The sequence below is a fragment of the Mesorhizobium sp. CA14 genome, from assembly GCF_020165195.1.
Taxonomy (GTDB): domain Bacteria; phylum Pseudomonadota; class Alphaproteobacteria; order Rhizobiales; family Rhizobiaceae; genus Mesorhizobium.
Genome location: NZ_JAIUHR010000016.1, coordinates 80,571 through 105,596 on the forward strand (window position 1 = coordinate 80,571; position 25,026 = coordinate 105,596).

Consider the following 25,026-nt stretch of genomic DNA (forward strand, 5'->3'; position numbering starts at 1 on the left):
CACGATTTTTGGTGGCAGCTCGAAGCCTTCTCTCGACTCTGCCATGCGCTTTACCTAGTTTGCCGCGCATTCGAAAGCGGCGGCGTATGAAGAAACTTATCCTGCTTTTTCTCGGCATGGCCTTGGCGACGGCAGCGGCAACCGCCGACGCCGCGACCATCGTGCCCCCAGGCAACCGCAACAGCGTGCAGCCGGACATTCCCGGCGCCTCCAGCCGGCGCACCCAGGCCACCAACACAACCTTCCAGGCCAAGTACCGCAAGGTCTACGCGCTCTTGCAGAGCGATGCCGAGCTGCGCGGCAAGATCAGGAAGGCGGCCGCGGCCTACGGCATCGATCCCATGCATATCGTCGGCGCCATCGTCGGCGAGCATACCTACAATGTCGACGCCTACGACCGCCTGCAAACCTACTACGTCAAGGCGATCTCCTATTTGTCGAGCAAGCTTTCCTTTGCCTATCACGGCGAGGACGTCAGCGATTTCATCCAGCGGCCGGAATTCAAGAAATGCGCCGGCATGGACGACAGCTATGATCTCTGGGAATGCCGCGAGCAGGTATGGAACCATTCGTTCCGCGGCAAGACCGTGGGCGGCGAGGATTTCCCCAACGACCGCTTCGGCGCCACCTTCTTCCAGCCCTACTATGCCGGCCAGACCTTCGGCCTCGGCCAGTTGAACCCACTGACCGCGCTGCAGATGAGCGATCTCGTGCACAAGGTCTCTGGCCTGCCGAAGCTCGACGTCGATGATCCCAACACGGTCTACAAGACCATCATGGACCCCGACCTGACGCTGCCTTACGTCGCCGCGACCATCAAGAAGTCGATCGACGCCTATCGCAGCATCGCCGGCTTCGACATCTCGAAGAATCCAGGCCTGACCGCGACGCTCTACAATGTCGGCAACCCTGAACAGCGCGCCTATGCGCTGAAGGCCGAGAACGAAAAGCGCCGCGCCGAAGGACAAGCCGAAAAGCTGCCCGAGGAGAACTATTACGGCTGGCTGGTCAACGACAAGCTGGATGAGCTGAAGGCGCTTTTCTAGAGGCAGCGCGACCTCCCGCGATTAGGGAAAATCAAGCCACCAGCAGCGACTTCAGCTTGACTGCTTGCGAGCCGAGCGCTTCTGGCGCTGGCGTCGCCCGCTTGGCGATCAGCATTTCCGCCAGGCGGATGTCGCGCGCCACCGCATTGCCGGGGCCGATGCCGCTGGCGGCGACCAGCCTGCCGTCCCCGGCCAGATGGAACAGGATGAAGGCGCCGTCGTCGAGGTCGCGCCGCGCGATGCTTTTGCCTTCGTCGGACAGCCCGGCGATCTGCAGGGTAAGCCCGTATTGATCCGACCAGAACCATGGCACGGCGGCATGCGCCTCGCCGGCGCCCAGCATGTTCTTCGCGGCCAAGGCCCCCTGTTCCTGCGCGTTGCGCCAGGCTTCGAGGCGCACGCGCCGCCCGTCATAGACGGCGAGCGGGAACGAGCAGCAATCGCCGGCGGCGAAGATGTCCGGGTCGGCGGTGCGCAATTGCCCGTCGACCGCGATGCCGTTGTCGATCGCCAGCCCCGCCTCGGCGGCAAGCGCGGTCACCGGCACGGCGCCGATGCCGATCACCGCGAGATCGGCGACGATCGTCTGCCCGTCGGCCAATGTGATGGCGACTTTGTTGCCGTCGTCGGCGACCGCCGCGATCCCCTGGCCGGTGCGGATCGTAACGCCCTCGGCCGCATGCGCCTTGTGGATGATCTCGGCGATCTCGGCCGGCACGCCGCGCATCAGGATGCGCGGCTGCGCCTCGATGACGGTGACGGCGGCGCCGAGCCTGCGTGCCGAGGCGGCAAGCTCCAGGCCGATGAAGCCGCCGCCGATAATAGCGACCCGGTTGCCGGCGCTGAGATGGGCGCGGATGGCCAAAGCGTCGTTGAAGGTCCTGAGATAGACGCAACGGCCTCCAGGGCCCGGCATCGGCAGCTTGCGCGGCACGGATCCGGTCGCCAGCAAAAGCTTTTCATATGGCAGGGAAGAGCCGTCCGATAGCTGCACGACATGCGCGGCACGATCGATCGCGACGGCCCTGACGGAATGGATGTGGCGGATCGAGCGCTCGGCGAAAAGCGCGTCGGTGGCGATCGCCTTGATGGCCGGCGTCTCGCCAGTCATCGCTTCCTTCGACAGCGGCGGGCGCTCATAGGGCAGATGCGGCTCGTCGCCGACCAGCGTCAGCGGCCCTTCGAAGCCGAGATCGCGCAGAGCGAGCGCGGCGCGGCCGCCGCATTCGCCTGCTCCGATGATCACCATCCCCGCCTGCATTGTCTCACCCGATCTGGATCAGGATTTTTCCGGCATCGACCTTGACCGGATAGGTCTTGAGGTTGACGCAGACCGGCGCGCCGCGTGCGTCACCGGTCTTGTAGTTGAAGCGGCCGTTGTGCTTCGGGCATTCGATGATGTCGTCCATCACCAGCCCGTCGGCCAGATGCACCTTTTCATGCGTGCACAGGCCGTCGGTCGCGAAATATTCGTCGTCCGGGCTGCGATAGATGGCGAAGGTGCGGCCGCCATGGTCGAACCGCATCACGTCCTCTTCGTCGATGTCCCCGGCCGCGCAGGCCTCGACCCAGTCGCTCATCTCGTCCTCCAAAATTCTGGTCGGCTAGTCGGGCAGCTCACTCGGCCGCTGCCGCCACCGGATTGTCGTTGTGCAGCTCTTCCCGGTAGGGCTTCGCCGTCGGTGGCAGCGCGCGCTTGAGGAAATAATCCTCGTTGCGCAGCTGGCGCAGGAAGGCCGGGATCATCTCGCGGTAGCCCGCGAGGATCGAAGGCGTCGGCGCCGGCAGATCGTGCTTGATCATCTCATGCAGCTTCGGCAGCGCGTGATAGGGCACCATCGGGAACATGTGATGCTCCACATGGTAGTTCATGTTCCAGTAGATGAAGCGGCTGACCGGGTTCATGTAGACCGTGCGGCTGTTGAGCCGATGGTCGATGACATTGTCGGCGAGGCCGCCATGCTGCAGCAGGCCGGTCATGACGTGATGCCAGGCCCCATAGAGGCGGGGCAGGCCGACCAGCATCAGCGGCAGCCACGAATGCAGATAGAGCGCCAAGGCGATGGTCGCGAGATAGATGGTGAGCCATATGCGGGCCACACGGATTGCCTTCGGCTGTTCCTGCTCGGGAATGAAGGTCTTTTCCGCCGCGCTGATGATTCCGGCGGCGTTGCGGACCATGTCGACCATCGCGTGCCAGGCGTCGAGGATGCCGAAGAAGTTGAGCACCACGCGCAAAAGGTCCGGTGGGCGCATGACGGCGATCTCGGGGTCGCGGCCGACGATGATCGTGTCGGTATGGTGGCGCGTATGGCTCCAGCGCCAGGTCACCGGGTTGCGCATGATCATGAAACAGGCGAGCTGGTAGACGGCATCGTTCATCCACTGGGTGCGGAAGGCCGTGCCGTGGCCGCATTCGTGCCAACGGGAATCGGTCGAGGAGCCGTAGAGCGTGCCGTAGACGAAGAAAAACGGCACGCACCACCAGCTGCCCCAGAACCAGATGCCGCCCGCCGCGCTGACGACGAACGCGGTCAGCCAGATGATGGTGTCGCGGATCGCCGGCTGGTCCGAGCGCTGCATCAGCTCCTTCATCTGCTTGCGCGGCACTTCGGTGTGATACCACTCGGCCGCAGCCAGCCCGTTCTCGACCGCGTGCCTGGCGTCTCGCCCGGTCAGGCTGTAGTCGCGCGGCGACGCCGCCGAAGACGTGATTGCCGTCATTGAGGTTCCTCCGCCAGCGCCTTGGCGACCGCCCCGACCCTGCAGGGCTCGCGCATCGCTGACTTTCGACTTCAGCATAGCCCCAAGGTCTGATAGTCTCAACATCAAGAAGATAGTTTCTATCATTTCCTATCAGAACAAGATATCGTTAGTCGGACAAGCGAGGAAGCATTCATGGCAAAGCGGCCGACCATCACCGATCTCGCGCGCGTCTCCGGCGTCAGCGTCGCCACCGTCGACCGGGTGCTGAACAGCCGCCTGCCGGTGCGCGAGGAGACGGCGCGCCGGGTCTACGACGCCGCCACCGAGATCGGTTATCACGCTGCCGGGCTGATCAAGCAGCGCATGCGCCAGGAATTGCCGGAATACTGGCTCGGCTTCCTGCTGCTCAGGGGCAATGATGTCTTCTACGGCGATTTCGCCAGGGAGCTTGAGCTCGCGGTCGCGCAATCGCAACGCTTTCGCGGCGTTGCGACGGTCGACTTCGCCGCCTCGCTGGCGCCCGACGAGATCGCCGCCCAGATGCGCAGCCTGGCGGCGAAGTCGAGAGCCATCGCCGTCGTCGGCCCTGATCATCCGACGCTGACGGCGGTCGTGGAGACGCTGAAGGCGAGGGGCCAGCCGGTCTTCTCGCTGCTGTCGGATTTTGCCGCCGGCATCCGCGAAGGCTATGTCGGGCTCGACAACCGCAAGGTCGGGCGAAGCGCGGCCTGGATGATCGCCAAGGCCGCCAGGAAGCCGGGCAAGGTCGCGCTCTTCGTTGGCAGCCACCGCTTCCACGGCCATGAGCTGCGCGAGATCGGCTTCCGCTCTTTCTTCCGCGAGCATGCGCCGGACTTCACCGTGATGGAGACGCTGGTCAACCTCGAGGCCAACGATGTGACGCATGACGCCATGCTCGACCTTCTGGCACGCCATCCCGATCTTGCCGGCTGCTATATCGCCGGCGGCGGCATGGAGGGCGCGGTCTCGGCGCTGCGGACGGCGCGCCCGGCCGAGATGCCGGTCGTCATCTGCAACGAAATCAACGCCGTCTCGCGCGCGGCGCTTGCCGACAACATCCTCACCATGGTGATCTCGACGCCGCTCGCGGCGCTCTGCCGGGAGCTCGTCGGGCTGATGGCGCATGCCATCGAAAGCGGCGCTGCCAATGCGCCGGGCCAGACCTTCCTGCCTTTCGACATCTATCTGCCGGAAAACATCTAGGCGCCTACAGCGATGTAACCTGTGTGATGGAATCTATCAGACTGATGGATTCTTTCATCGCGGTTCATTCGGCTTCGGGCACAAGTTTCGACGATTTTTGGTCTTGGTCACGTCGATAGTGATCGAAAACCGGCCGCCCCGGTCGGAATCGCCCTTGACGTTTCCAAAACGAAATGGAATAAATATTTCACTAACTAGGCTTTTTGGTTCTTTCGTTCCGGAACGGTTGTTCGAACGGAGGAAGAGGCGTTCCAATCGAATTGGCGACGCCGCATGGCCGCAGGGAGATTCCTCGGGCAAACCGGGGATTCCGGTTCAATGGGTGCAGCCGGACACCAAGTGGAGGAGAATAAAATGAAGAAACTTCTTTTGGGCGTCGCGCTTTCGGCGCTGATGTGTTCATCCGCCTTCGCCGCCAAGATCGGCGTTTCGATGGCTCTTTTCGATGACAACTTCCTCACCGTTTTGCGCAACGGCATGATCGCGCAGGCCAAGGGCATGAGCGGCGTCGAGCTGCAGGTCGAGGACGCGCAGAACGACGTCGCCAAGCAGCTCGACCAGATCAAGAACTTCGCCGCCTCGGGCGTCGACGCCATCATCGTCAACCCGGTCGACACCTCGGCCACGCAGGCCATGTCCGACGCGGCCGCCGCTGCCAAGATTCCGCTGGTCTATGTCAACCGCCAGCCGGTCAATGTCGACACGCTGCCTGACAACCAGGCCTTTGTCGCTTCCAATGAGGCCGAATCCGGCACGCTCGAGACCAAGGAAGCCTGCCGCCTGCTCAAGCAAGCCGGCAAGAAGCAAGCCAATGTCTATGTGATCATGGGCGAGCTCTCCAACCAGGCCGCGGTGCAGCGCACCAAGGACATCGAGGAAGTGATCGCCACGCCGGACTGCAGCTTCATCAAGATCATCGACAAGCAGACCTCGAACTGGAAACGCGACGAAGCGCAGAACCTGATGACCAACTGGCTGTCGTCGGGCAAGCCGTTCGACGGCGTCATCGCCAACAATGACGAAAGCGCCATCGGCGCCATCCAGGCGATGAAGGCGGCCAATATCGACATGAAGTCGGTGGTCGTCGGCGGCGTCGACGCCACCCAGGATGCGCTGGCCGCGATGCAGGCGGGCGATCTCGACGTGACCGTCTTCCAGGACGCGGCCGGCCAGGGCGCGGGCGCGCTCGACGCCGCGCTGAAACTCGCCAAGGGCGAAAAGGTGGAACACAAGGTCTACATCCCGTTCCAGCTCGTCACCCCTGCGAACATCGACAAGTTCTTGAAGAAGAACTGAGCCGCGCCCGCGCAATTCCGGGAAAAATCGCGCAGCGGTTTTCCGTATGGGATTGCGAGAACGAACCGCGGAGTGGTGCCGCGACGCATCGGACTGGCTGAAATCGGCTGCTGACGAAGCGGCGCCGCTCTGTTCCTCTCCCGCCCGACCGGGCGGGAGAACGGGCGCGGTCATTCGGAGGAAGAAGACGTGTCACAGACATCGCATGGCATTGGCGGGCTGAGCTATGACGCCAAGAAGCGCCCATGGCCGGCCGAGTTCAACGTGTTCCTGGCGCTGGTCATTCTGGTCGGCGCCTTCGAGCTGATCGGCCGCGTCTTCCTCGGCGACAGCTTCCTGTTCAACACCCGCGAGAATGTTTCCGGGCTCTTCAACGAGCAGCGCCTGCAGATCATCATCCTGCAGGTCTCGATCGTCGGCATCATCGCCATCGGCGTCACCCAGGTCATCATCTGCGGCGGCATCGACCTCTCCTCGGGCTCGATCGTCGGCGCCACCGCCATGATCGCCATGAGCTTCGCCCAGGTTGCGACCGTCAACGGCAATCCCAATCCCAAGGCGATGTTCATCGCCTTTGGCTGGACCGACCTGCCGGTCATCGTGCCGCTGCTGGTCGCGATCGGCTGCGGCTTGATCGCCGGCCTGATCAACGGCTTCCTTATCGCCTACACGCGTATTCCGCCTTTCATCGCCACGCTCGGCATGATGGTCACGGCGCGCGGCATCGCCAAATGGTGGTCGAAGGGCCAGCCGATCTCGTTCCCGACCGAAAGTTTCGCGGCCATCGGCAAGGGCCTGATGCCCGTCGTTATCTTCATCTCGCTGGCGATCCTGTTCCAGCTCATTTTGACCTACACGAAATACGGCAAGCACTGCTACGCCATCGGCTCAAACGAGGATGCCGCGCGCATGTCCGGCATCAAGATCGCCAACCATAAGGTGCTGGTCTACGCCATCGCCGGGATCCTGGCCGCGATCGCCGCGGTGGTGCTGTCTTCCAAGAACCTCACCGCCCAGGCCGGCATGGGCGTCATGTACGAGCTGGACGCCATCGCCATGGCGGTCATCGGCGGCGTTTCGCTATCGGGCGGCCGCGGCTCGATCATCGGCACGGTCATCGGTTCGCTGATCTTCGGCGTCATCATTTCCGGCTTCACCTTCCTGCGCCTCGACGCCTATTATCAGGAGATGGTCAAGGGCGTGATCATCGTCGGCGCGGTCGTTCTCGATCAATGGCGCCAGCGCCGCCGCGCGATAGGAGCTTGACCATGTCGGACATCGTTCTGAAGACCGAAAACCTCACCAAGCATTATGGCGGCGTGCACGCGCTGCAGGAGGCGAATTTCGAGCTGCGCAAGGGCGAGCATGTCGCCATCATGGGCGACAACGGCGCCGGCAAGTCGACCTTCGTGCGCCAGATCACCGGCGTCGAGCAGCGCACCGACGGCAAGATCTGGTTCGACGGCAAGGAGGTGAACTTCGCCGGCCCGATCGAGGCGCGCGAGGCGGGCATCGAGACGGTGTTCCAGAACCTCGCACTGGCCGACGACCTCGACGTGCCGTCGAACCTGTTCCTCGGCCGCGAGAAGGTGCTGTTCAACCTCGGCCCCTTCTCCATCCTCGACCGCAAGGCGATGCGCAAGGCGACGGAGGCAGCGCTTGTCCGCACGGCGGTGAAGATCCCAAACCTCTCCAGCACCATCCGCCACATGTCGGGCGGCCAGCGCCAGTGCGTGGCGATCGCCAGGACCGCGACCTTCGCCTCCAAGCTGATCATCATGGACGAGCCGACGGCGGCACTCGGCGTGCAGGAGACCGCGCAGGTCGAAAACATTATCCGCACGTTGAAGGAGAACGGCGAACCGCTGATCCTGGTCAGCCACAACATGCGCCAGGTGTTCGACCTGGTCGACCGCATTGTCGTCTTCCGCCGCGGCCGCATCGTCGCCAACCTGCGCAAGCAGGACACCGACGGCAACGACATCGTCGCCTACATAACCGGCGCCAAGACCGGACAGGCGGAACTGCAGGCCGCCTGACGGCGCGTCGCGACGGGACCAACCAATCGTCCGCGCCGGAGGGCGCGGATACGTCTACAAACCCACCCTCGAAGGACATTCCATGACACTACGCTTCGCTCTTCTCGGCGCCGGCCGTATCGGCAAGGTGCATGCCCGCGCCGTTGCCTCCAACCCACAGGCCAAACTGGTGGCCGTGGCCGACGCCTTCGAGAAAGCGGCGACGGAGCTGGCCTCCGCCTACGGCGCCGAAGTCCGCACGATCGAGGCCATTGAGCAGGCCAAGGACATCGACGCCGTCATCATCTGCACCCCGACCGACACCCATGCCGATCTGATCGAGCGCTTCGCCAAGGCCGGCAAGGCGATCTTCTGCGAGAAGCCGATCGACCTCTCCGTCGAGCGGGTCGAAAAATGTCTTGCCGTGGTCGAGAAAACCAATGCCACGCTGATGGTCGGCTTCAACCGCCGCTTCGACCCGCATTTCGCCGCTGTCCGCAAGGCGATCGACGACGGCGCCATCGGCACCGTCGAGATGGTCACCATCACCTCGCGCGATCCGGGCGCCCCGCCGTTCGATTACATCGCCCGCTCCGGCGGCATTTTTCGCGACATGACCATCCATGACTTCGACATGGCGCGCTTCCTGCTCGGCGAGGAGCCGGTGGCCGTCAGCGCCCATGCCTCGGTGCTGGTCGACAAGAAGATCGGCGAAGCTGGCGATTTCGACTCGGTCAGCGTCATCCTCGAAACCGCCTTCGGCAAGCAGGCCGTCATCTCCAATTCGCGCCGCGCCACCTATGGCTACGATCAGCGCATCGAGGTGCATGGCTCCAAGGGCATGGTCGCGGCCGAGAACCAGCGGCCGGTGTCGATCGAGCTCGCCAACGACAAGGGCTACACCCGTCCGCCGCTGCACGACTTCTTCATGACCCGCTACATCGATGCCTATGCCAACGAGATCGCCGCCTTCATCGCCGCGGCAACTGCCGGTAAGAAGGCGGCGCCGAGCGGCAAGGACGGGCTGATCGCGCTGAAGCTGGCCGACGCGGCCTTGCAGTCGGCCAAGACGGGCAAGACCGTCCGCATCGATTGAACGTTAGAAACACGGATTACAGGAGAGAGCGATGAGCGGTTTGGCCGGTCGCAATTCAGAAACGCGCGCCATCGTCACCGGCGGCGCGCAGGGTATCGGCTTCGCGGTTGCGGAAGCGCTTGCCGACGAGGGCTGCCGCGCGCTGGCGCTGATCGGCCGCTCGCAGGAAAAGGGCGACAGGGCGGTCGCGGCGCTGAAGAAGACCGGCGTCGACGTCATCTTCGTCAGCGCCGATGTCGCCAAGGTCGCCGACTGCAAGCGCGCCGTCGAGACCGCGATCAAGCACTTCGGAACGCTGAACGCGCTGGTCAACGCCGCCGCCACTTCCGCGCGCGGCTCGCTGGTGGAGACGTCGGAGGAACTGTTCGACCAGATCTTCGACACCAATGTGCGCGGCCCCTTCTTCCTGATGCAGGGCCTGGTCGCGCATCTTCTTGAGCGCAAGGCGCCGGGCTCGATCGTCAACGTGCTGTCGATGTCCGCGCATGCCGGCCAGTCTTTCCTGACGCCCTATTCGACCAGCAAGGGCGCGCTGATGACGCTGACCAAGAATGTCGCGGGCTCCTATCGGAAAAACCGTATCCGCTGCAACGCCGTGCTACCGGGATGGATGGACACCGAGGGCGAGGACATCGTGCAGAAGAAATGGCATGACGCGCCGGACGACTGGCTGGAAAAGGCCGAGGCCGCGCAGCCCATGGGCCAACTGGTCAAGCCGGCGCAGCTCGCCCGGCTGATCACCTATATGCTGAGCCCCCAAGCTGGCGTGATGACCGGCTCCCTCGTCGACTATGATCAGAACATAGCCGGCGTTATCGGGGAGTAGTGACAAACGCCCACACATCGACTATATGGGCCGCATGATCCACCTGACCGCCTCGTTTTGGTACTTTTATGACAGCTCGCTGGCGGCGGGAGGATTGCGCTCGATCTGAAAACTCCAGATCAAAAATCCGACAAGCCGCCAGACCTGGCGGCTTTTTTGTTTCAAGCCGGCAGGTCTCCTAACCAGGAGCAGAAAGCCGTGTTGACCACCACAGACGACCTTCGGGTCAGGGAACTCAAGGTACTGACCACGCCGGACGAGGTAATGCGCGAGATACCGCACTCGCTCACGGCGACGCGCACCGTTGCCGCCTCGCGCAACGCCATCCATTCCATCCTCACGGGGGCCGACGATCGACTGGTGGTCATCGTCGGCCCTTGTTCCATCCACGATCCGGTCGCCGCCGTGGACTACGCCAGCCGTCTGGCGGTGCTGCGCGAGGCCCTGGCCGACCGGCTCGAGATCGTCATGCGCGTCTATTTTGAGAAGCCGCGCACCACCGTCGGCTGGAAGGGCCTGATCAACGATCCAGACCTCGACGGCAGCTTCAACATCGACAAGGGCTTGCGCATGGCGCGCAACGTTTTGTCGGCCGTCAACAATCTCGGCCTGCCGGCGGCGACCGAATTCCTCGACATGACGACGCCGCAATACATCGCCGACCTCGTCGCCTGGGGCGCGATCGGCGCGCGCACCACCGAAAGCCAGATCCATCGCGAGCTGGCCTCGGGCCTTTCTTGCCCGGTCGGCTTCAAGAACGGCACCGACGGCAATCTCAGGATCGCCGGCGAGGCGGTGAAGTCCGCCGCCCAGCCGCATCACTTCATGGCGGTGACCAAGGGCGGCCGCAGCGCCATCGCGGCGACCACCGGCAACGAGGATTGCCATGTCATCCTGCGCGGCGGCATCACGCCGAACTATGATGCCGCGAGCATCGACGCCGCCGCTGCCGAGCTTGGCCGCATCGGCGTCGCGCCGCGGCTGATGATCGATGTCAGCCACGCCAACAGCGCCAAGAAGCCGGAGAACCAGCCCAAGGTGGCGCACGACGTGGCGGGCCAGGTCGCTGCGGGCGACGAGCGCATCATCGGCGTCATGATCGAGAGCAATCTCGTCGCCGGCCGCCAGGACGTCGTGCCCGGCAAGCCGCTCGTCTACGGCCAGAGCATCACCGATGGCTGCATCGACTGGGCGACCACCGAGACGGTCCTGCATGGCCTCGCCGGCGCCGTCGAATGGCGCCGGTCGGTGAAGCGCGAGATGCTCGCCAGCCGTCAGGGCGCGGCTTGAGCGGAAAGGCGAGGGCGGCGATCACGCCGCCCTCAACCCCTCCCAGGCCGTGAATATCGAAACGGCAAACAGCAGCAGCCCCGCTGCGCGGCCTGCAAATATGGTCGCCTTCGGATTGTCGACCAGCAGGCCCCGGCTGCGGCCGGCGGTGACGGCAAGCCCGCCATAGATCGCGGCCTGCGTGGCGACCGTCAGCAATCCCATGATTGTCGCCTGCATCCAGATCGGACCGTAAGCCGGCTTCAAGAATTGCGGATAAACGGCAAAGATGAAGAGATAGGCCTTCGGATTGATCAGGCAGGTGACCAGGCCCTGCCGAAACGCCTTCCAGGCCGAGCGGCTCCCCGCGGGCCCGTCATCGCCGACGGTGATCGAGCTGCGCATCAGCGAAATGCCGATATAGGCCATGTAGGCGGCGCCGGCGACCAGCAGCGGCGTGAACAGGATCGGCACGAGATGCATGAGCAGGCCGACGCCGATCGCGCCGTTCAGCGTGTGCACTGCACCGCCCAGCATGATGCCGGCGGTCGCGGCCAGGCCCCTGTTGCTGCCGCCGGCCAGCGCATTGGCCAGCACGAACAGCATGTCCATGCCCGGAACGGCGATGATGCCGAACAGAAGCACGAAGAACAGCCAGAGATTTTCGCCATAGCTCATGTCAGTTGCCTGTCGCATTATCCGCCTGCACGCAAAGGAATCTGTTGATTTTCAAGCGGGTAGGCGGCCCTATAGGTCACTCCAACTGACGGGGATGTGTCAGTTGCGTTTCGGTCGGATGAAAAAATGCGCAAGGCCTCGCGGCTGTTCGAGATCATCCAGGTCCTGCGGCTGGCCAGGAAGCCGGTGACGGCGGCGATGCTCGCCGGGCAGTTGGAAGTCACCGTGCGTTCGGTCTATCGCGACATCGCGGCCCTGCAGGCGATGCGCGTGCCGATCGAGGGTGGGCGCGGCATCGGCTACATATTGCGCCCCGGCTTCGACCTGCCGCCGCTGATGTTTTCCATCGAGGAGATGGAAGCGATCGTGCTGTCCTTGGCGCTGCTCGAGCGCACCGGCGACGACGAGCTCAAGCAGGCCGCCAAACGGGTCGGCGCCAAGATCGCCGGCGCCGTGCCGCCGCCCATGCGGCAGACGCTCGACGCCAATGCCCTCCATGCCTGGGGCTTTGCCGCGCCCTCCGCTTCCGCCGTCGACCTCGCTCTGGTCCGCCGCGCCATCCGCCACGAGGAGAAGCTCAGCCTCTCCTATCGCGACGAAGCGGGGCGGGCGAGCGACCGCATCATCCGCCCGGTCGCGCTGATCTATTATGCCGAGACGGCCAACATCGTCGCCTGGTGCGAGTTGCGGCAGGCCATCCGCAATTTTCGCAGCGATCGCATCGAGGATTGCCGAGAGACCGGCCTGTGGTTCAAGGGCGAAGGCGACCGGCTGCGGCAGGTCTGGGTCGACAGCTGGGAGATCAACGCCGCGGCCGCCGGCGGCAACTGAGGCGTCGCCGGCCTCGCGATGCAGTGCTGCACGATCGACTCGCTTTCAGGGCACGATGCCGCGACAAGCCCAGGCGACATTGGCGAACGATCGCGGGCCGTCAGGCCGGCCGGCCTGATAGGCATCGCGGACGGCCGCCTCGACACGCTTCTGCTCGGCCGCGTCCAGCATGGCTATGTATTTGCCGAGCGGGCCTTCGCCGGCGCCGATCGGCGCCCAGAAGTCATCGAAATCCGCGTAGTCCATGCGGATCATCAATTCGGCTTCGGCGACGTCGACGAGACCCTGCTCGACAAAGGTCCGCTTCATCTCGCCCGGCTGCATCATCGGCTGGAAGCAATAGCGGCTGCGCATCTGGCGCCCGCTTTCGCTGAGCGCCGCGACAGTGTCGATTATCATGCGCATGCCGGTCATGCCGCCGTAATGGTCCCAAACCACGGCCGCGACCACGCCGCCAGGCCGCGTCACGCGGCGCATCTCGGCCACCGCCTTGCCGGCCTCCGGCACGAAGTGCAGCACCAGCAGCGCCAGCGCGCGGTCGAACGCATTGTCGGCGAACGGCAGGGCGGTGGCATCCGCCTGCTGGATGGTGACGCGCGGATCGGTGTTCCTCTCCTTCGCCGCCGCGACGAAGACCGGCGAGAAGTCGATGGCCTGGATCTCGGCGAGATCACCTGATTTCGCCAGTTCGAAGGTCAGGCTGCCGGTGCCGCAACCCACATCGAGGATTTTTTCGCCGCCGGCCAGACCTGCGAAGTCGATGAACTTGGGCGCGAGCCGGCGGCTCCAGCGCCCCATCAGCTGCTCATAACCGGACGCCGCGTGAACGGTGAAGCTTGATGTCATCCCGCCCTCCCTTCGCTGGTTTCAGCCTAGACCTGCGCGGAAGCCATGCCAAGCAGCGGATCGTTCCGTGACCGCACGCAAGGGTTGGAGCGGGTGGGCGCCGGCCGGCCAGGCACGTTGCCGGGAACATGCACAGAAGCTAACATGGCGCCGGACCCTCGCGGACATTGGGGGACGGGGTGAGCAAGATCCTGATTTGCGGTGGAGGCGTAATCGGCTTGTGCACGGCGGCCATGCTTGGCCGCGATGGTCATGACGTGACGGTCCTCGAGGCCGATCCGGCTGATCGGCCTTCAAGTTCCATTCAAGGATGGGACTGGGAGCGCCCCGGCGTCGCGCAGTTCAGGCAGCCTCACAACCTCAGCTCGCGATTCCGGATGGTCGCCGATCAGGAGCTGCCGGGGCTGACTGACACATTGCTGCGCGCCGGCTGTGTCTGGATGGACTTTTTCGACCCCCGATCGTTGCCCCCGACAATAACGGACAGGGCGCCCCGCCCGGGTGACGAAGCCATGCGCTTCGTCACCGGCAGGCGGCCGGTGATCGAGTGGGCCGTAGCCGAGATGGCGCAAGCTGCGCCCAATGTGACGGTCCGGCGGGGGATCAAGGTTCGCGAGCTGATCACGAGCGCCTCAGCCATCCCCGGCGTGCCGCATATTGCGGGCATTCGCACCACGTCCGGCGAGGAGATTCGCGCCGATCTGGTGATCGATGCGATGGGGCGGCGAAGCCCTGCCTGCGAATGGATCGTTGCGGCGGGAGGGCGCAGTCCGAGCGAGGAAGCCGAAGACAGCAATTTCGTCTATTTCACTCGCTATTTCACGGGCAAGCAGCGGCCGCCCCGAAAGGGCCGCCTGCTCACTCCGATGGGGCTGTTCTCGATTCTCACGCTGGATGGCGACAACGACACCTGGTCGGTCACCCTGTTCACCTCGGCGAGAAACAAGGCCATGCGGGCTTTGCGCGACACCGCCACGTTCCACCGTGTCGTCATGGCATGTCCGATGCAGGCCCATTGGCTTGACGGCGAGCCGATCACGCATGTCCTGCTGATGGCAGGCGTTCTCGACCGCTACCGGCGGTTTGTCGTCGACGGTCAGCCTGTCGTCACCGGGTTTGCGGCTGTGGCCGACGCCTGGGCCTGCACCAATCCGTCGGCCGGGCGGGGGTTGAGCGTCGGCGTTCTGCACGCGCAGGTGCTCAGGAATGTCGCTCGCCGGCACATCGACGACCCCGCCGAATTCGCGCGGGAATACGATGCCGAGACCGAGCGCCAGGTCGGCCCGTTCTACCGTAACCAGATCGCCGCCGACCGTGCCCGGATCGCGGAGATGAACGCCCTGGCAGACGGACTTCCCGTTCCGCCATCAAATCCGGTCATGGCCCGGCTTTTCGCTGCCGCAAGCGAGGATGCCGACGTGTTTCGCGGCGTGGTCGAGATCGCCATGTGCGTTTCGCTGCCGCAGGATGTCGTCGCCAGACCGCATATCGCGGCAAAACTGGCCGAACTGGACGGCCGCCCTTTGTCGCCGAATCCCAACATCATTGATCGCGACCGTATGGCATCCCTGCTTGCCGGCTGATCTTTTCGCAATCCAGCGTCGACGCGCGGGGTTAAAAGCTTACTGGGACTGCGACGACGGAGAGTTCGCTCACGCCGGCGTCGTTTTGCCGGTCGAGAGAGCGTCGAACACTTCGCTTGTTTCGGCCACGAGCGTTCGCACCAGTTGGCCGGCCGGAAGCTCCCTGTTCAGCGCCGCCGCCTGCCCATAGAGATGGAAGGCGAAATCTTCCTTGGCATTGCTGAGCGGAGCGCTGAGCGCGACCATTTGCGGGAAGTCCGGAAGGGGCCCCCTGCTCTCCTCCATTTCCAGGGCGTAGCGGGTGCGTCTCGCCCGCGCCGCGCGGCCGGTGAAGACATCGGTGACCATCGTGTCCATGTCGGTCGCGGTGCGGATCAGGGCGCGTCGCGTCGCGTCCGTGCCGGCTTCGTCGCAGGACAGGAAACCGGTGCCGATCTGCACGCCGCTGGCGCCAAGCGCGAAAGCGGCCGCTATGCCGCGGCCGTCGGCGATGCCTCCCGCGGCAATGACCGGGAGTTCGACGGCATCGACGACCTGGGGAACCAGTGCCATCGTTCCAACGCCGTCGCCGGGACCATTGGGAGCGTGCGAACCGCGGTGACCTCCCGCCTCCCAGCCCTGGGCTATGACCGCATCGGCTCCACCGCCGGCGAGCTTGTGCGCCTCGGCGACATTGGTCGCGGTGCCGATGATAGCGATCCCGGCCTGCTTCAGCCTGCCAACGGCAGCCGCATCCGGAATGCCGAAATGAAAGCTCACGACCGGCGGGCGGATCTCGAGCAGCAGTTCAAGCTTTTCTTCGTCGAAACCCGGCCCGACCGGCGGAAGCCTCCGCGAGGGTTGGTCAAGCGACAGCTCCTCGTAGTAGGGCCGCAACCTGTCGATGACCCGGGTCAGCACGGCGTCGCCGGTGTCGGGCCTGGGAAAAACAAAGAAGTTGAGGTTGAAGGGACACACGGTCAAGGCGCGCATCTGGCGCGCGGCGTTGCGCAGGCCATCCGGCAGCATCGATGCGCATCCGAGCGACCCCAGCCCTCCGGCATTGCTCACCGCGGCGGCGAGTTCCGGCGTCGCCGAGCCCGCCATTGGCGCCTGGATGATCGGATGCTCGATCTTCAAGAGATCGCATAAACGGCGGTTCGGCCACATGAGCGTTTTTCCTGTTGGGAAGGAACACACGCCCACCCATCATAAGCCGGTCGCGGGGCCCGGTCACCGGAATTGTGCGGGTACGCTCCCCCCAACTCTCCCGCTCCACCAGCGGGCACTTCAGCTTGGTGATCGGATACCGTCCGCGGCCGGGCGTCGGCGGCGTTTCGAGCTGCTCGATCGCCCATTGGCCCATCGCCAGATGCGGCAAGGTCGTCAGCGGCGGGAAGAGATGGCGGGCGATCTCCTCGTCATTGCAGGGGCCTGCACAGCTCGCCTCAAGTTTTCGAGAACAGCGCCTGTATCGTCTCGATCGGCATCAGCATGACGCGCTCGCCCAGCGGAGACATAATGAAGCCGTGACGCTGGTAGAAACCAACGGCGCCGTCGTCGATTGCGTGTGCCACCACGGCACGAACCCCGGCAATGTCCGAAACCGCGAGGCAACGCCGCAAAGCATCGGAAAGCAGGTCGCCGCCGAGGCCCATTCCCTGGAACGCCTCATCGACCGCCAGACGGCCTATCAGCAGCAAGGGAACCTGTTCGGGCATGCCCCGGCGCAGCTTGGCGCTTGGCAGCGCGATCCGCTCCTCCATCGCCGTCGAGATCGCATAGTAACCGACGACACGATTTTTCGTGCCCGCGTCGCAGACGACATAGGTTCGCGCGGATAGCCCTTCGCCAACTAAGGCACGGTTTCGCAGCCAGTCATCGAGAGATGAATGCTTGCCATTTTGAAATTCGGAAACGTCATGGCTGACACTCAGCCGTTCCGGAGCGCGCACCCGCAATCGCTGCGGCTGCCCGGCGGGCATCATCGCTCCCAGATTGGCTTACGCGTAATACGTGCCCGAAGCTCGTCCGATGGTTCGTTCGGAGCATCAAGCAGATCGAGAAATTTCTCATGCGCGTCGGAATCGAGAAAGAAGGCGCGCTGGTCGAGAATGGTCTCCTCGGCCTGCGTGCGGGCGCTATCCAGCATGAACTCCGACAGTTTTTGCCCGCGCAAGCTCGCGGCGCGGTTGAGGATAGCTTTCGTCCCCGCCGAAGCGCGGATTTGAATCACGTCATCCTTGCGTGCTGCGTCGTGATTGCCGCCAGCATGACCGGACTGCACCATCGAACCCTCCTATATCAGGATAAGAGATCTAGCGGCTGTCGGTACAATGTCAATACATTTCGAATTTTGGCTTGCGGGCTGGGACATCCTACCCCTTCACGTCTGCCACGCTCTCCCGCTCCACCAGCGGGCATTCCAGCTTGGTGATCGGATAGCGGCCGCGGCCGGGCGTCGGCGGCGTCTCGAGCTGCTCGATCGCCCATTGGCCCATCGCCAGATGCGGCAGGATGGAGGTCGTCAGCGGCGGGAAGAGGTGGCGGGCGATCTCCTCATCGTCATAGCCGACCACGGAGATGTCCTGCGGGATATGCAGGCCGGCTTCCTTCAGCGCCTCGTAGCAGCCGATCGCCGTGCGGTCGTTCTGGCAGAAGATGGCGGTCGGCCGCTCCTTGAGTCCGAGCAGCTTGACCGTCGCGGCGTAGCCGGCGCTGGCCGACCAGTCGCCCTCCACCACCAGTTCCGGGTCGAACGGGATGTCGGCGGTGGCCAGAGCGCGGCGGTAGCCCTTGAGCCGGTCTTGAGCGGCCTGCATCCACGGTTCGCCCGTGATGGTGGCGATGCGGCGATGGCCGTGGGCGATCAGATGCCTGGTCGCGCTCTGGCCGCCGGCGATCTCGGAGGGAACCACGGCCGGGAATGCATAGTCGGCGGTGTAGCAGTTGAGCAGTATGACCGGGATGTCGAGGCTGTAGAGGAAATCGGGCGCGGCGATCTCGCGGGTGAAGATGGTCATATAGATCAGCGCCGAGATGCCGCGCCTTGTCAGTGCCTGGATGGCGCGCGGCTCCATCACCGCGTCGCCCATGGTCTGCGCCACCAGAAGCACATTGCCGGCATTCCACGAGGCCTGTCGCGCGCCCTCGATGGCGACCACCGCCTCGGGGCTGGTGGCGAGCTGGTCGACCGCGAAGCCGATGACGCCGTCCAGGCCTTCGAACGGCGTCACGGGCGGCCGCAGCGCCGAAAAGACCGGTGGCGAATAGCCCAGCGCCCTGGCCGCCTCGATCACCCGGTCGCGTGTCTGCTGCGACAGCCTGATGCCCGGCGAATTGTTGAGCACGAACGAGACCGTCGCCTGCGAGCAGCCGGCCGCGCGCGCAATGTCGGTCATGGTGACGCGCCCCTTGGGCTTGCCGGCCGGCTTGCGGCGCCTGGAAGCCCCGGGAGGATCGCGCAGTTCCGTCGGTTCGCTCATGGTCGTTTCCCAAACCCAGCCCGCTCTAAAGCAAAGGCCGGCAAAGGCCAGATGGTCAAGGTCAGTGCGTTTATTGCGATCGCCTTTGACTAATGTATATTAGCAAGCGCAACATGCAAATCGCTGGCTGCGCCGCTTCGCGACGAAACCGGCCAAACAACGTCAACAATGCTGACGATTCCTAGGTTTTCTGCGCGGCTGCAAGCCTTGCCGCGCTCACTCTCCTCACTCCCCGCGCATCCCTTCGACCAGCGTCTCCTCCGCTTCGAAAGCCCGCGTCTTGGTTTTATAACTAATACTCTTTACTAATAGCCGTCGCCGATCTACTGTCAACTCGTCGTCACCGTCCGGGCTTCCGTTGGGTGACGGCGGGTGTGAGGGACGCTCGCTCGAAACCCGGCGGATAGCCGGTTAGGGCTCGTGTCCCATCCTCACGAAAATGTCAGACAAATCGGACTATTTACGAACGCCACATGAGTGTCTAGTGTCCCCATCGCGGCCGGATCGGCACCGTTCTTAAGTCGGCGGACCTTTGCGCCGTACCCTTGAGGAGGGTTGTCCGGGCCGCAGCCGAGATATCGGCGACGAGTTCTACAAGGCAAGTTCTACAAGGGAGGTTGAACTATGAAATCCATGATCCGTAATGCATATGTCGCCGCGGCGGCCCTGCTCATCGGGCTTGCGGCCACAGCGGTAACCCGCGCGGACGACAAGCCGACGCTGGCCTTCGTCGTCAACGGCGCGTCCGACTTCTGGAAGGCGGCGGAAGCCGGCGTGAAGAAGGCGCAGGGCGAATTGCCCGACTACAATCTCGAGCTCAAATATCCGGAACAATCCTCGGTCGCCATCCAGCAGCGGCTGATGGACGATCTGGTGACGGCAGGCGTCAAGGGCATCATGGTCTCGGCCGTCGATCCCAAGACCTCGACCGACGGGCTGAACAAGATCGCGTCGCAAACCGCGCTGTTCACCACCGACTCGGATGCGCCGCAGACCAAGCGCGTCGCCTATATCGGCTCGTCCAATGTCGATGCCGGCAAGCAGGCGGCCGAAATCGCCAAGAAAGCGATGCCCAACGGCGGCAAGTGCCTGGGCTTCGTCGGCCTGCTCGGCGCCGACAACGCCAAGGAGCGCATCCAGGGCATGAAGGACGGGCTCGCCGGCAGCAAGATCGAGCTGGTCGACGTGCGCGGCGACGACATCGACCAGGCCCGTGCCAAGAAGAATGTCGAGGACGCGCTGGTCGCCAGCCCCGATATCACCTGCATGGTCGGCTTCTACTCCTACAACACGCCGCGCATCTATGAAGCGCTGCGCGACGCCGGCAAGCTCGGCCAGATCACCGTCGTCGGCTTCGACGACGATCCGATCACGCTGGGCGGCGTCAAGGAAGGCACCGTCGCCGCGACCGTGGTGCAGCAGCCGTTCGAATGGGCCTATCAGGGCATGAAGCTGATGGCCTCCTATCTCAAGGGCGACAAGTCGGGCATCCCGGCCAACAACCTGATCATCATCCCGACCAAGATCATCGGCAAGGATGACGTGGACGCCTACGCCGCCAACCTCAAGGCGATGCAGGGCAAGTAAGCTCAGCACAGTTGCGCCGGCTCAAGGTTTTGCCTTGAGCCGGCGTTCGTATTGACGGAGCCGCCGAGGCCCGTCAGTCTGTGGCCACTGGCTGTTGCCCCGTGCGGTAAACTTTAGGCGCGATGACCTCTACCGACACCACTCAACCGATCACCGCTCCGTTCCTGAGCCTGGATGCCGTGCGCAAGACCTATCCGGGCGTCGTCGCTCTGGACAGGTTCTCCATGGAGGTCCGGCCCGGCGAGGTCATCGGCCTGGTCGGCGAAAACGGCGCCGGCAAATCGACGCTGATGAAGATCCTCGGCGGCGTGACGCGGCCTGACAGCGGCACCATCACCGTCGATGGCACAGCACATGACGCGCTGACCGTCGAGCACAGCATCGGCTCCGGCATCGCCTTCGTGCACCAGGAACTCAACCTTTTCGAAAATCTCGACGTCGCCGCCAACATCTTCTTCGGCCGCGAGCCGCTGCGTGCCGGACCGCTGAAGCTGGTCGACCGCGCGAAACTGCGCGAGATGGTGGCGCCGCTGCTGAAGCGCGTCGGCGCCAATTTCTCGGCCGACGCCCCTGTCGCGTCGCTGTCGCTCGCCCAGCAGCAGATGGTCGAGATCGCCAAGGCCTTGTCGATCAAGGCTCGCCTTGTGATCCTCGACGAGCCGACCTCCAGCCTGCCGATCGCCGAGACCGAAAAGCTGCTCGACGTCATCAAGGGGCTGAAGGCCGAAGGCATCAGCGTCATCTTCATCTCGCACCGGCTGCACGAGATCGAGCGCGTCGCCGACCGTGTCGTGGTGCTGCGCGACGGCACGCTGGCCGGCACGCTGGCGAAGGACCGGATCAACCACGACGAGATGGTCAGGCTGATGATCGGCCGTATGCTGAAGGAGCGCGAGAAGGCCGGCGAAGCCGCGCGGGCTCCGGGCAGCGTTGCGCTGTCGGCCGACGCGATCCGCACCGGCACCTATCCGGATAGGCCGGTCAGCATCGAACTGAGGCGCGCTGAGATCCTTGGCCTGGCGGGCCTGGTCGGCTCCGGCCGCACGGAGCTGGCGCGCGTGCTGTTCGGCATCGACGAGCGGTTGGCCGGCAGCGTCACGCTCGACGGCAAGCCGCTGAATGTGACATCGGCCGCCGATGCGGTGGCGAACGGCATCTTCCTCGTGCCGGAGGACCGCAAGCTAACCGGCATATTGCTCGATCTCTCGATCGCGCAGAACATTTCGTTGCCCAACCTGCCGGCCCATGCCAGGCGCTCGCTGGTCTCGGTCGGCGCCGAGCTCGCGACGGCGGAAAAGCAGAAGAAGAACCTCGGCATCAAGGCGCCGTCGGTGCTCACCCGCACCGGCACCCTTTCGGGCGGCAACCAGCAGAAGGTAGTCCTGGCCAAATGGCTGGCGATGAACCCCAAGGTGATGATCCTGGACGAGCCGACGCGCGGCATCGACATCGGCGCCAAGGCCGAGATCTACGGGCTGATGCGGGCGCTCGCCGATGCCGGCGTCGCCGTGCTGATGATTTCCAGCGACATGGAAGAAGTGATCGGCGTGTCGGACCGCATCGCGGTCATGCATGAGGGGCAGATTTCCGGCATCCTCGACAAGGACGATTTCAGCCAGGAGAACGTGCTCTTGCTGGCGGTCGGCAAGAAGCCGAAACTGCTGCAAGCGGCGGGAGGAGCGCAATGAGCAAGAAAGATCTCGGCCTGCTGATCCTGATCCTGGTGGTCGGCGCGGTGGTGACGGCCATCAACCCGCGCTTCCTGTCGGCGATCAATCTCGCCAACACCTCCAACCTGGTCGCGCTGTTCGGCATCCTGTCGATCGGCCAGGCCTTCGTCATCATCACCGCCGGCATCGAATTGTCGGTCGGCTCGGTGATCGCCCTGCTGGGCACGCTGTTCATCGACTTCATCGCGGTGCGCGAGGTGAGCTGGCCGTTGGCCTTCGTGCTGATCCTCGTGCTCGGCGCCATCATCGGCTTCGTGCATGGCTGGCTGATCACGCGGCTCAAATTGCAGCCTTTCGTGGTGACGCTGTGCGGCCTGCTCATCTATCGCGGCGTGGCGCGTTTCTACACCGCCGACGGCACGGCGGGCTTCGCCTTCGGACAGAATTTCCCGACGCTCGAATTCCTGACCGCCGGCCGCTCCTATGGCCTGCCGAACAGCTTCATCGCGCTGATCGTCATCGCCATCGTCATGTGGGTGGTGCTGCATCGCTCGGTCTTCGGCCGCTATCTCTACGCCATCGGCAAGAATGAGGAAGCGGCGAAATATTCCGGCATCCGTACCGGCCGGGTAATCATCGCCGCCTATGTCATCTGCGGCGTGCTGACGGCGCTGTCGGCGATCTATTTCGCCATGTACACGCGCTCGATCTCGCCGGCGAGCCACGGCCAGTTCTACGAGCTCTATGCCATCGCCGCGGCGGTGCTCGGCGGCTTCTCGCTGCGCGGCGGCGAGGGCTCGCTGGTCGGCGCCGTTCTCGGCACCGTGCTGCTGCAGGAGTTGCAGAACCTCGTCAATTTGCTCGGCATCCCCTCGTCGCTCAACTTCGCGGTGATGGGCGGCGTGATCCTGATCGGCGTGCTGGTCGACCAGCAATGGGGCGTCTTCCGCACTCGGCGCCGGATGCTGGAGGCGTCGCGCAGGGGCGTCGCCGGTGCGCCGGCGGAGTAGCCTCGCTCTCTTCCACCACTCCCGGACCGGGTTCCGATTGGATCGATGCTCGCGGTGAAGCCGCGGGCAAGTCCGGATTCGTGGACGAATTGCAACAACGCGTGAACCGGAAAACAGCCCTTGTCGCAGAATCGGGGCTGGGCTAAGCAATTGGCATCTGAGGGTTCCTAGAACAAAATATGGGAGAAATGACCGTGACATCATCACGTTGGATCGCGCTTGCCGCGCTGGCGTTGACCTGCTCGACTCCGGCGATGGCCAAGGACTGGAAGACCGTGACGGTAGCGATGGAGGGTTCTTATGCCCCCTGGAACCAGACGGATGCCAGCGGCAAGATCGTCGGCTTCGAGGTGGACATCCTGAACGACGTCTGCGCCCGCGCGAAGCTCCAATGCAACATCGTCGCGCAGGATTGGGACGGCGTCATCCCCGGCCTCACCGCCGGCAAGTTCGACATCGTCATGGACGGTATGTCGATCACCGAAGAGCGTATGAAGACCATCGACTTCTCGATCCCCTATGCCTCGTCGCCGGTGGCTTTCCTGGCCGACAAGAACGGTCCGCTGGCGAACATGTCCAACAGCGGCAAGATGATCGACCTGTCGAAGGACGACGCCGAATCCAAGGCGGCGCTCGACACGCTGCGCAAGGAGCTCACCGGCAAGAATGTCGGCCTGCAGGTCTCGACCACCGAGGCAACCTTCGCCGACAAGTATCTCAAGGACGTCGCCAATGTCCATGAATACAAGACCACCGATGAGCACGACCTCGATCTGATGGCGGGCCGTATCGACGTCGCCTTCGCCGATACCACCTATTTCCTCGGCACGTTGGCCAAGCCCGATGCCAAGGACCTGGAATTCGTCGGCCCGCAATTCAAGGGCGGCCCGATCCTCGGACCGGGCATCGGCGCGGCTTTCCGCAAGACCGACAAGGACCTGCAGGACATCTACAACAAGGCGCTCAAAGCCGCGCTCGACGACGGCTCGGTGTCGAAATACTCCATGCAATGGTTCAAGATCGACATTACCAAGTAATTTCGCAACGGGAGCAGCCAAGGCTGCTCCCGTTTTGCATTGAGCAATATACGTCGATACCTATCTCGGCGCCCGCAGGAGCCGTAAGTGGAGTTTCTCAGCGATCTGAAGGACCAGGTGTCGACGGCCTATGAGCTGTTGGCCGCCGGCTGGGGTGTGCAACTGCTCTGGGGCATCGCCTGGACGCTCGCCGTCACCGTCATCTCGATGCTGATCGGCGCGGTGCTGGGGTCCCTGGTGGCGGCAGCCAAGCTTTCGCATCGCGGCGGATTGAGACTCATCGGCGAGAGCTACACCACCGTCTTCCGCGGCGAACCGGAACTCCTGATCATCTACCTGTTCTACTATGGCGGCACGCAGGTTCTGACCGGCGTGGCGCGGTCGACCGGATCGATCGGCTCGACGGACATCTTGAACATGCCGAGCTTCCTCGGCGGCGTGCTCGCGGTCGGCATCATTTCCGGCGCCTACCAGGCCGAGGTCTTTCGCGGGTCGTTCCTGGCGATCCATCGCGGCGAGCTGGAAGCTGCCCGTGCCTACGGCATGTCGGCCTGGCTGCGGTTTCGCCTCGTGATCATGCCGCAGGTCCTGCGTCTCGCTGTGCCGGGGCTGGGAAATGTCTGGCAATTGACCATCAAGGATTCGGCGCTGATCTCGGTCACCGGCGTCGCCGAGCTGATGCTCACCGCCAACAAGGCCGCGCGTTCGACGCATCATTCGCTGCTTTTCTACACGCTCGCGGGCATCCTTTACCTGGTGATGACCTCGGTCTCGACGCCGATCTTCGACAAGGCCGAGCGTTACACCTCGCGCAGTTTCACGCGGCCTAAGTGAGAGGT

Annotated in this window: 24 protein-coding genes and 1 pseudogene; 15 read left to right on the forward strand and 10 right to left on the reverse strand. The window is 64.1% G+C overall.

Going from position 1 to position 25,026, the window contains the following annotated elements; translation table 11 throughout:
• Nucleotides 1-11 precede the first annotated feature (11 nt).
• Nucleotides 12-1,046 (forward strand): DUF1402 family protein, encoded by a 1,035-nt coding sequence (locus tag LB565_RS17860; RefSeq protein WP_411970661.1) that lies wholly within the window; start codon nt 12-14, stop codon nt 1,044-1,046.
• 31 nt (nt 1,047-1,077) lie between these two features.
• Here LB565_RS17860 and LB565_RS17865 read toward each other — a convergent pair whose 3' ends face one another.
• From LB565_RS17865 to LB565_RS17875, 3 genes are read right to left on the reverse strand one after another with little or no spacing between them, the layout of a single operon-like run.
• Entirely contained in the window at nt 1,078-2,295 is a 1,218-nt protein-coding gene (locus LB565_RS17865; RefSeq protein WP_263488531.1) for an NAD(P)/FAD-dependent oxidoreductase, read from the reverse strand.
• A gap of 16 nt (nt 2,296-2,311) precedes the next feature.
• A complete protein-coding gene (locus tag LB565_RS17870; RefSeq protein ID WP_224586233.1) occupies nt 2,312-2,626 on the reverse strand; it encodes a MocE family 2Fe-2S type ferredoxin in 315 nt (104 codons plus the stop codon).
• A gap of 37 nt (nt 2,627-2,663) precedes the next feature.
• The gene (locus tag LB565_RS17875) at nt 2,664-3,770 is read right to left on the reverse strand and encodes a fatty acid desaturase family protein (RefSeq protein WP_224586236.1); all 1,107 of its coding nucleotides are present in this window, start codon (nt 3,768-3,770) and stop codon (nt 2,664-2,666) included.
• A gap of 174 nt (nt 3,771-3,944) precedes the next feature.
• Between LB565_RS17875 and LB565_RS17880 the strand changes: the two genes are divergently transcribed.
• From LB565_RS17880 to LB565_RS17910, 7 genes are all read left to right on the forward strand, one after another.
• On the forward strand, nt 3,945-4,976 hold the full coding sequence (locus tag LB565_RS17880) for a LacI family DNA-binding transcriptional regulator (RefSeq protein ID WP_224586237.1): 1,032 nt from the start codon (nt 3,945-3,947) through the stop codon (nt 4,974-4,976).
• Between the two features lie 354 nt (nt 4,977-5,330).
• Nucleotides 5,331-6,272, forward strand: a complete 942-nt coding sequence (locus LB565_RS17885) for a sugar ABC transporter substrate-binding protein (RefSeq protein WP_224586238.1) — start codon at nt 5,331-5,333, stop codon at nt 6,270-6,272.
• A 189-nt stretch (nt 6,273-6,461) separates the two neighbouring features.
• Entirely contained in the window at nt 6,462-7,538 is a 1,077-nt protein-coding gene (locus LB565_RS17890; RefSeq protein WP_224586239.1) for an ABC transporter permease, read from the forward strand.
• 2 nt (nt 7,539-7,540) lie between these two features.
• Entirely contained in the window at nt 7,541-8,311 is a 771-nt protein-coding gene (locus LB565_RS17895) for an ATP-binding cassette domain-containing protein (RefSeq protein WP_095768022.1), read from the forward strand.
• A gap of 82 nt (nt 8,312-8,393) precedes the next feature.
• Nucleotides 8,394-9,386: an inositol 2-dehydrogenase gene (gene iolG / locus LB565_RS17900; RefSeq protein WP_224586240.1), complete on the forward strand. Its 993-nt coding sequence runs from the start codon at nt 8,394-8,396 to the stop codon at nt 9,384-9,386.
• Nucleotides 9,387-9,417: 31 nt separating this feature from the next.
• Entirely contained in the window at nt 9,418-10,212 is a 795-nt protein-coding gene (locus LB565_RS17905; RefSeq protein WP_224586241.1) for an SDR family oxidoreductase, read from the forward strand.
• A 198-nt stretch (nt 10,213-10,410) separates the two neighbouring features.
• Entirely contained in the window at nt 10,411-11,502 is a 1,092-nt protein-coding gene (locus LB565_RS17910; protein WP_224586242.1) for a 3-deoxy-7-phosphoheptulonate synthase, read from the forward strand.
• Between the two features lie 21 nt (nt 11,503-11,523).
• On the opposite strand, the gene LB565_RS17915 is transcribed toward LB565_RS17910, so the two are convergent.
• Nucleotides 11,524-12,159, reverse strand: coding sequence for a LysE family translocator (locus tag LB565_RS17915; RefSeq protein WP_224586243.1), 636 nt, complete (start codon nt 12,157-12,159; stop codon nt 11,524-11,526).
• Between the two features lie 126 nt (nt 12,160-12,285).
• On the opposite strand from LB565_RS17915, the gene LB565_RS17920 reads away from it, so the two are divergent.
• The gene (locus LB565_RS17920; RefSeq protein ID WP_224586244.1) at nt 12,286-12,990 is read left to right on the forward strand and encodes a helix-turn-helix transcriptional regulator; all 705 of its coding nucleotides are present in this window, start codon (nt 12,286-12,288) and stop codon (nt 12,988-12,990) included.
• 45 nt (nt 12,991-13,035) lie between these two features.
• Here LB565_RS17920 and LB565_RS17925 read toward each other — a convergent pair whose 3' ends face one another.
• Nucleotides 13,036-13,836, reverse strand: a complete 801-nt coding sequence (locus tag LB565_RS17925; RefSeq protein ID WP_224586246.1) for a class I SAM-dependent methyltransferase — start codon at nt 13,834-13,836, stop codon at nt 13,036-13,038.
• A 179-nt stretch (nt 13,837-14,015) separates the two neighbouring features.
• On the opposite strand from LB565_RS17925, the gene LB565_RS17930 reads away from it, so the two are divergent.
• A complete protein-coding gene (locus LB565_RS17930) occupies nt 14,016-15,419 on the forward strand; it encodes an FAD-dependent oxidoreductase (RefSeq protein ID WP_224586249.1) in 1,404 nt (467 codons plus the stop codon).
• Nucleotides 15,420-15,488: 69 nt separating this feature from the next.
• Here the strand turns inward: LB565_RS17930 and LB565_RS17935 are convergent, their stop codons facing one another.
• From LB565_RS17935 to LB565_RS17955, 5 genes and pseudogenes are all read right to left on the reverse strand, one after another.
• On the reverse strand, nt 15,489-16,568 hold the full coding sequence (locus LB565_RS17935; protein WP_224586251.1) for an NAD(P)H-dependent flavin oxidoreductase: 1,080 nt from the start codon (nt 16,566-16,568) through the stop codon (nt 15,489-15,491).
• Between the two features lie 94 nt (nt 16,569-16,662).
• Nucleotides 16,663-16,824 (reverse strand): annotated as a pseudogene (locus tag LB565_RS17940) (LacI family transcriptional regulator); the annotation flags it as partial.
• 22 nt (nt 16,825-16,846) lie between these two features.
• Nucleotides 16,847-17,383 carry a GNAT family N-acetyltransferase gene (locus LB565_RS17945; RefSeq protein WP_224586253.1) on the reverse strand — a complete coding sequence of 179 codons (537 nt, stop codon included), beginning with the start codon at nt 17,381-17,383 and terminating at the stop codon, nt 16,847-16,849.
• Nucleotides 17,383-17,688, reverse strand: coding sequence for a DUF1778 domain-containing protein (locus tag LB565_RS17950; protein WP_224586255.1), 306 nt, complete (start codon nt 17,686-17,688; stop codon nt 17,383-17,385). Before LB565_RS17950 ends, LB565_RS17945 begins: the two co-directional genes overlap by 1 nt.
• 88 nt (nt 17,689-17,776) lie before the next feature.
• Nucleotides 17,777-18,883, reverse strand: a complete 1,107-nt coding sequence (locus LB565_RS17955) for a LacI family DNA-binding transcriptional regulator (RefSeq protein WP_224586257.1) — start codon at nt 18,881-18,883, stop codon at nt 17,777-17,779.
• 624 nt (nt 18,884-19,507) lie between these two features.
• Between LB565_RS17955 and LB565_RS17960 the strand changes: the two genes are divergently transcribed.
• The 5 genes from LB565_RS17960 (at nt 19,508) to LB565_RS17980 (ending at nt 25,021) form a co-directional block, all read left to right on the forward strand.
• A complete protein-coding gene (locus LB565_RS17960; protein ID WP_224586259.1) occupies nt 19,508-20,470 on the forward strand; it encodes a sugar-binding protein in 963 nt (320 codons plus the stop codon).
• Between the two features lie 122 nt (nt 20,471-20,592).
• On the forward strand, nt 20,593-22,158 hold the full coding sequence (locus LB565_RS17965) for a sugar ABC transporter ATP-binding protein (RefSeq protein WP_224586261.1): 1,566 nt from the start codon (nt 20,593-20,595) through the stop codon (nt 22,156-22,158).
• A complete protein-coding gene (locus tag LB565_RS17970; RefSeq protein WP_224586263.1) occupies nt 22,155-23,150 on the forward strand; it encodes an ABC transporter permease in 996 nt (331 codons plus the stop codon). Before LB565_RS17965 ends, LB565_RS17970 begins: the two co-directional genes overlap by 4 nt.
• A gap of 194 nt (nt 23,151-23,344) precedes the next feature.
• Entirely contained in the window at nt 23,345-24,187 is an 843-nt protein-coding gene (locus LB565_RS17975) for a transporter substrate-binding domain-containing protein (protein WP_224586265.1), read from the forward strand.
• An 87-nt stretch (nt 24,188-24,274) separates the two neighbouring features.
• Nucleotides 24,275-25,021, forward strand: a complete 747-nt coding sequence (locus LB565_RS17980; RefSeq protein ID WP_224586266.1) for an ABC transporter permease — start codon at nt 24,275-24,277, stop codon at nt 25,019-25,021.
• Nucleotides 25,022-25,026 lie beyond the last annotated feature (5 nt).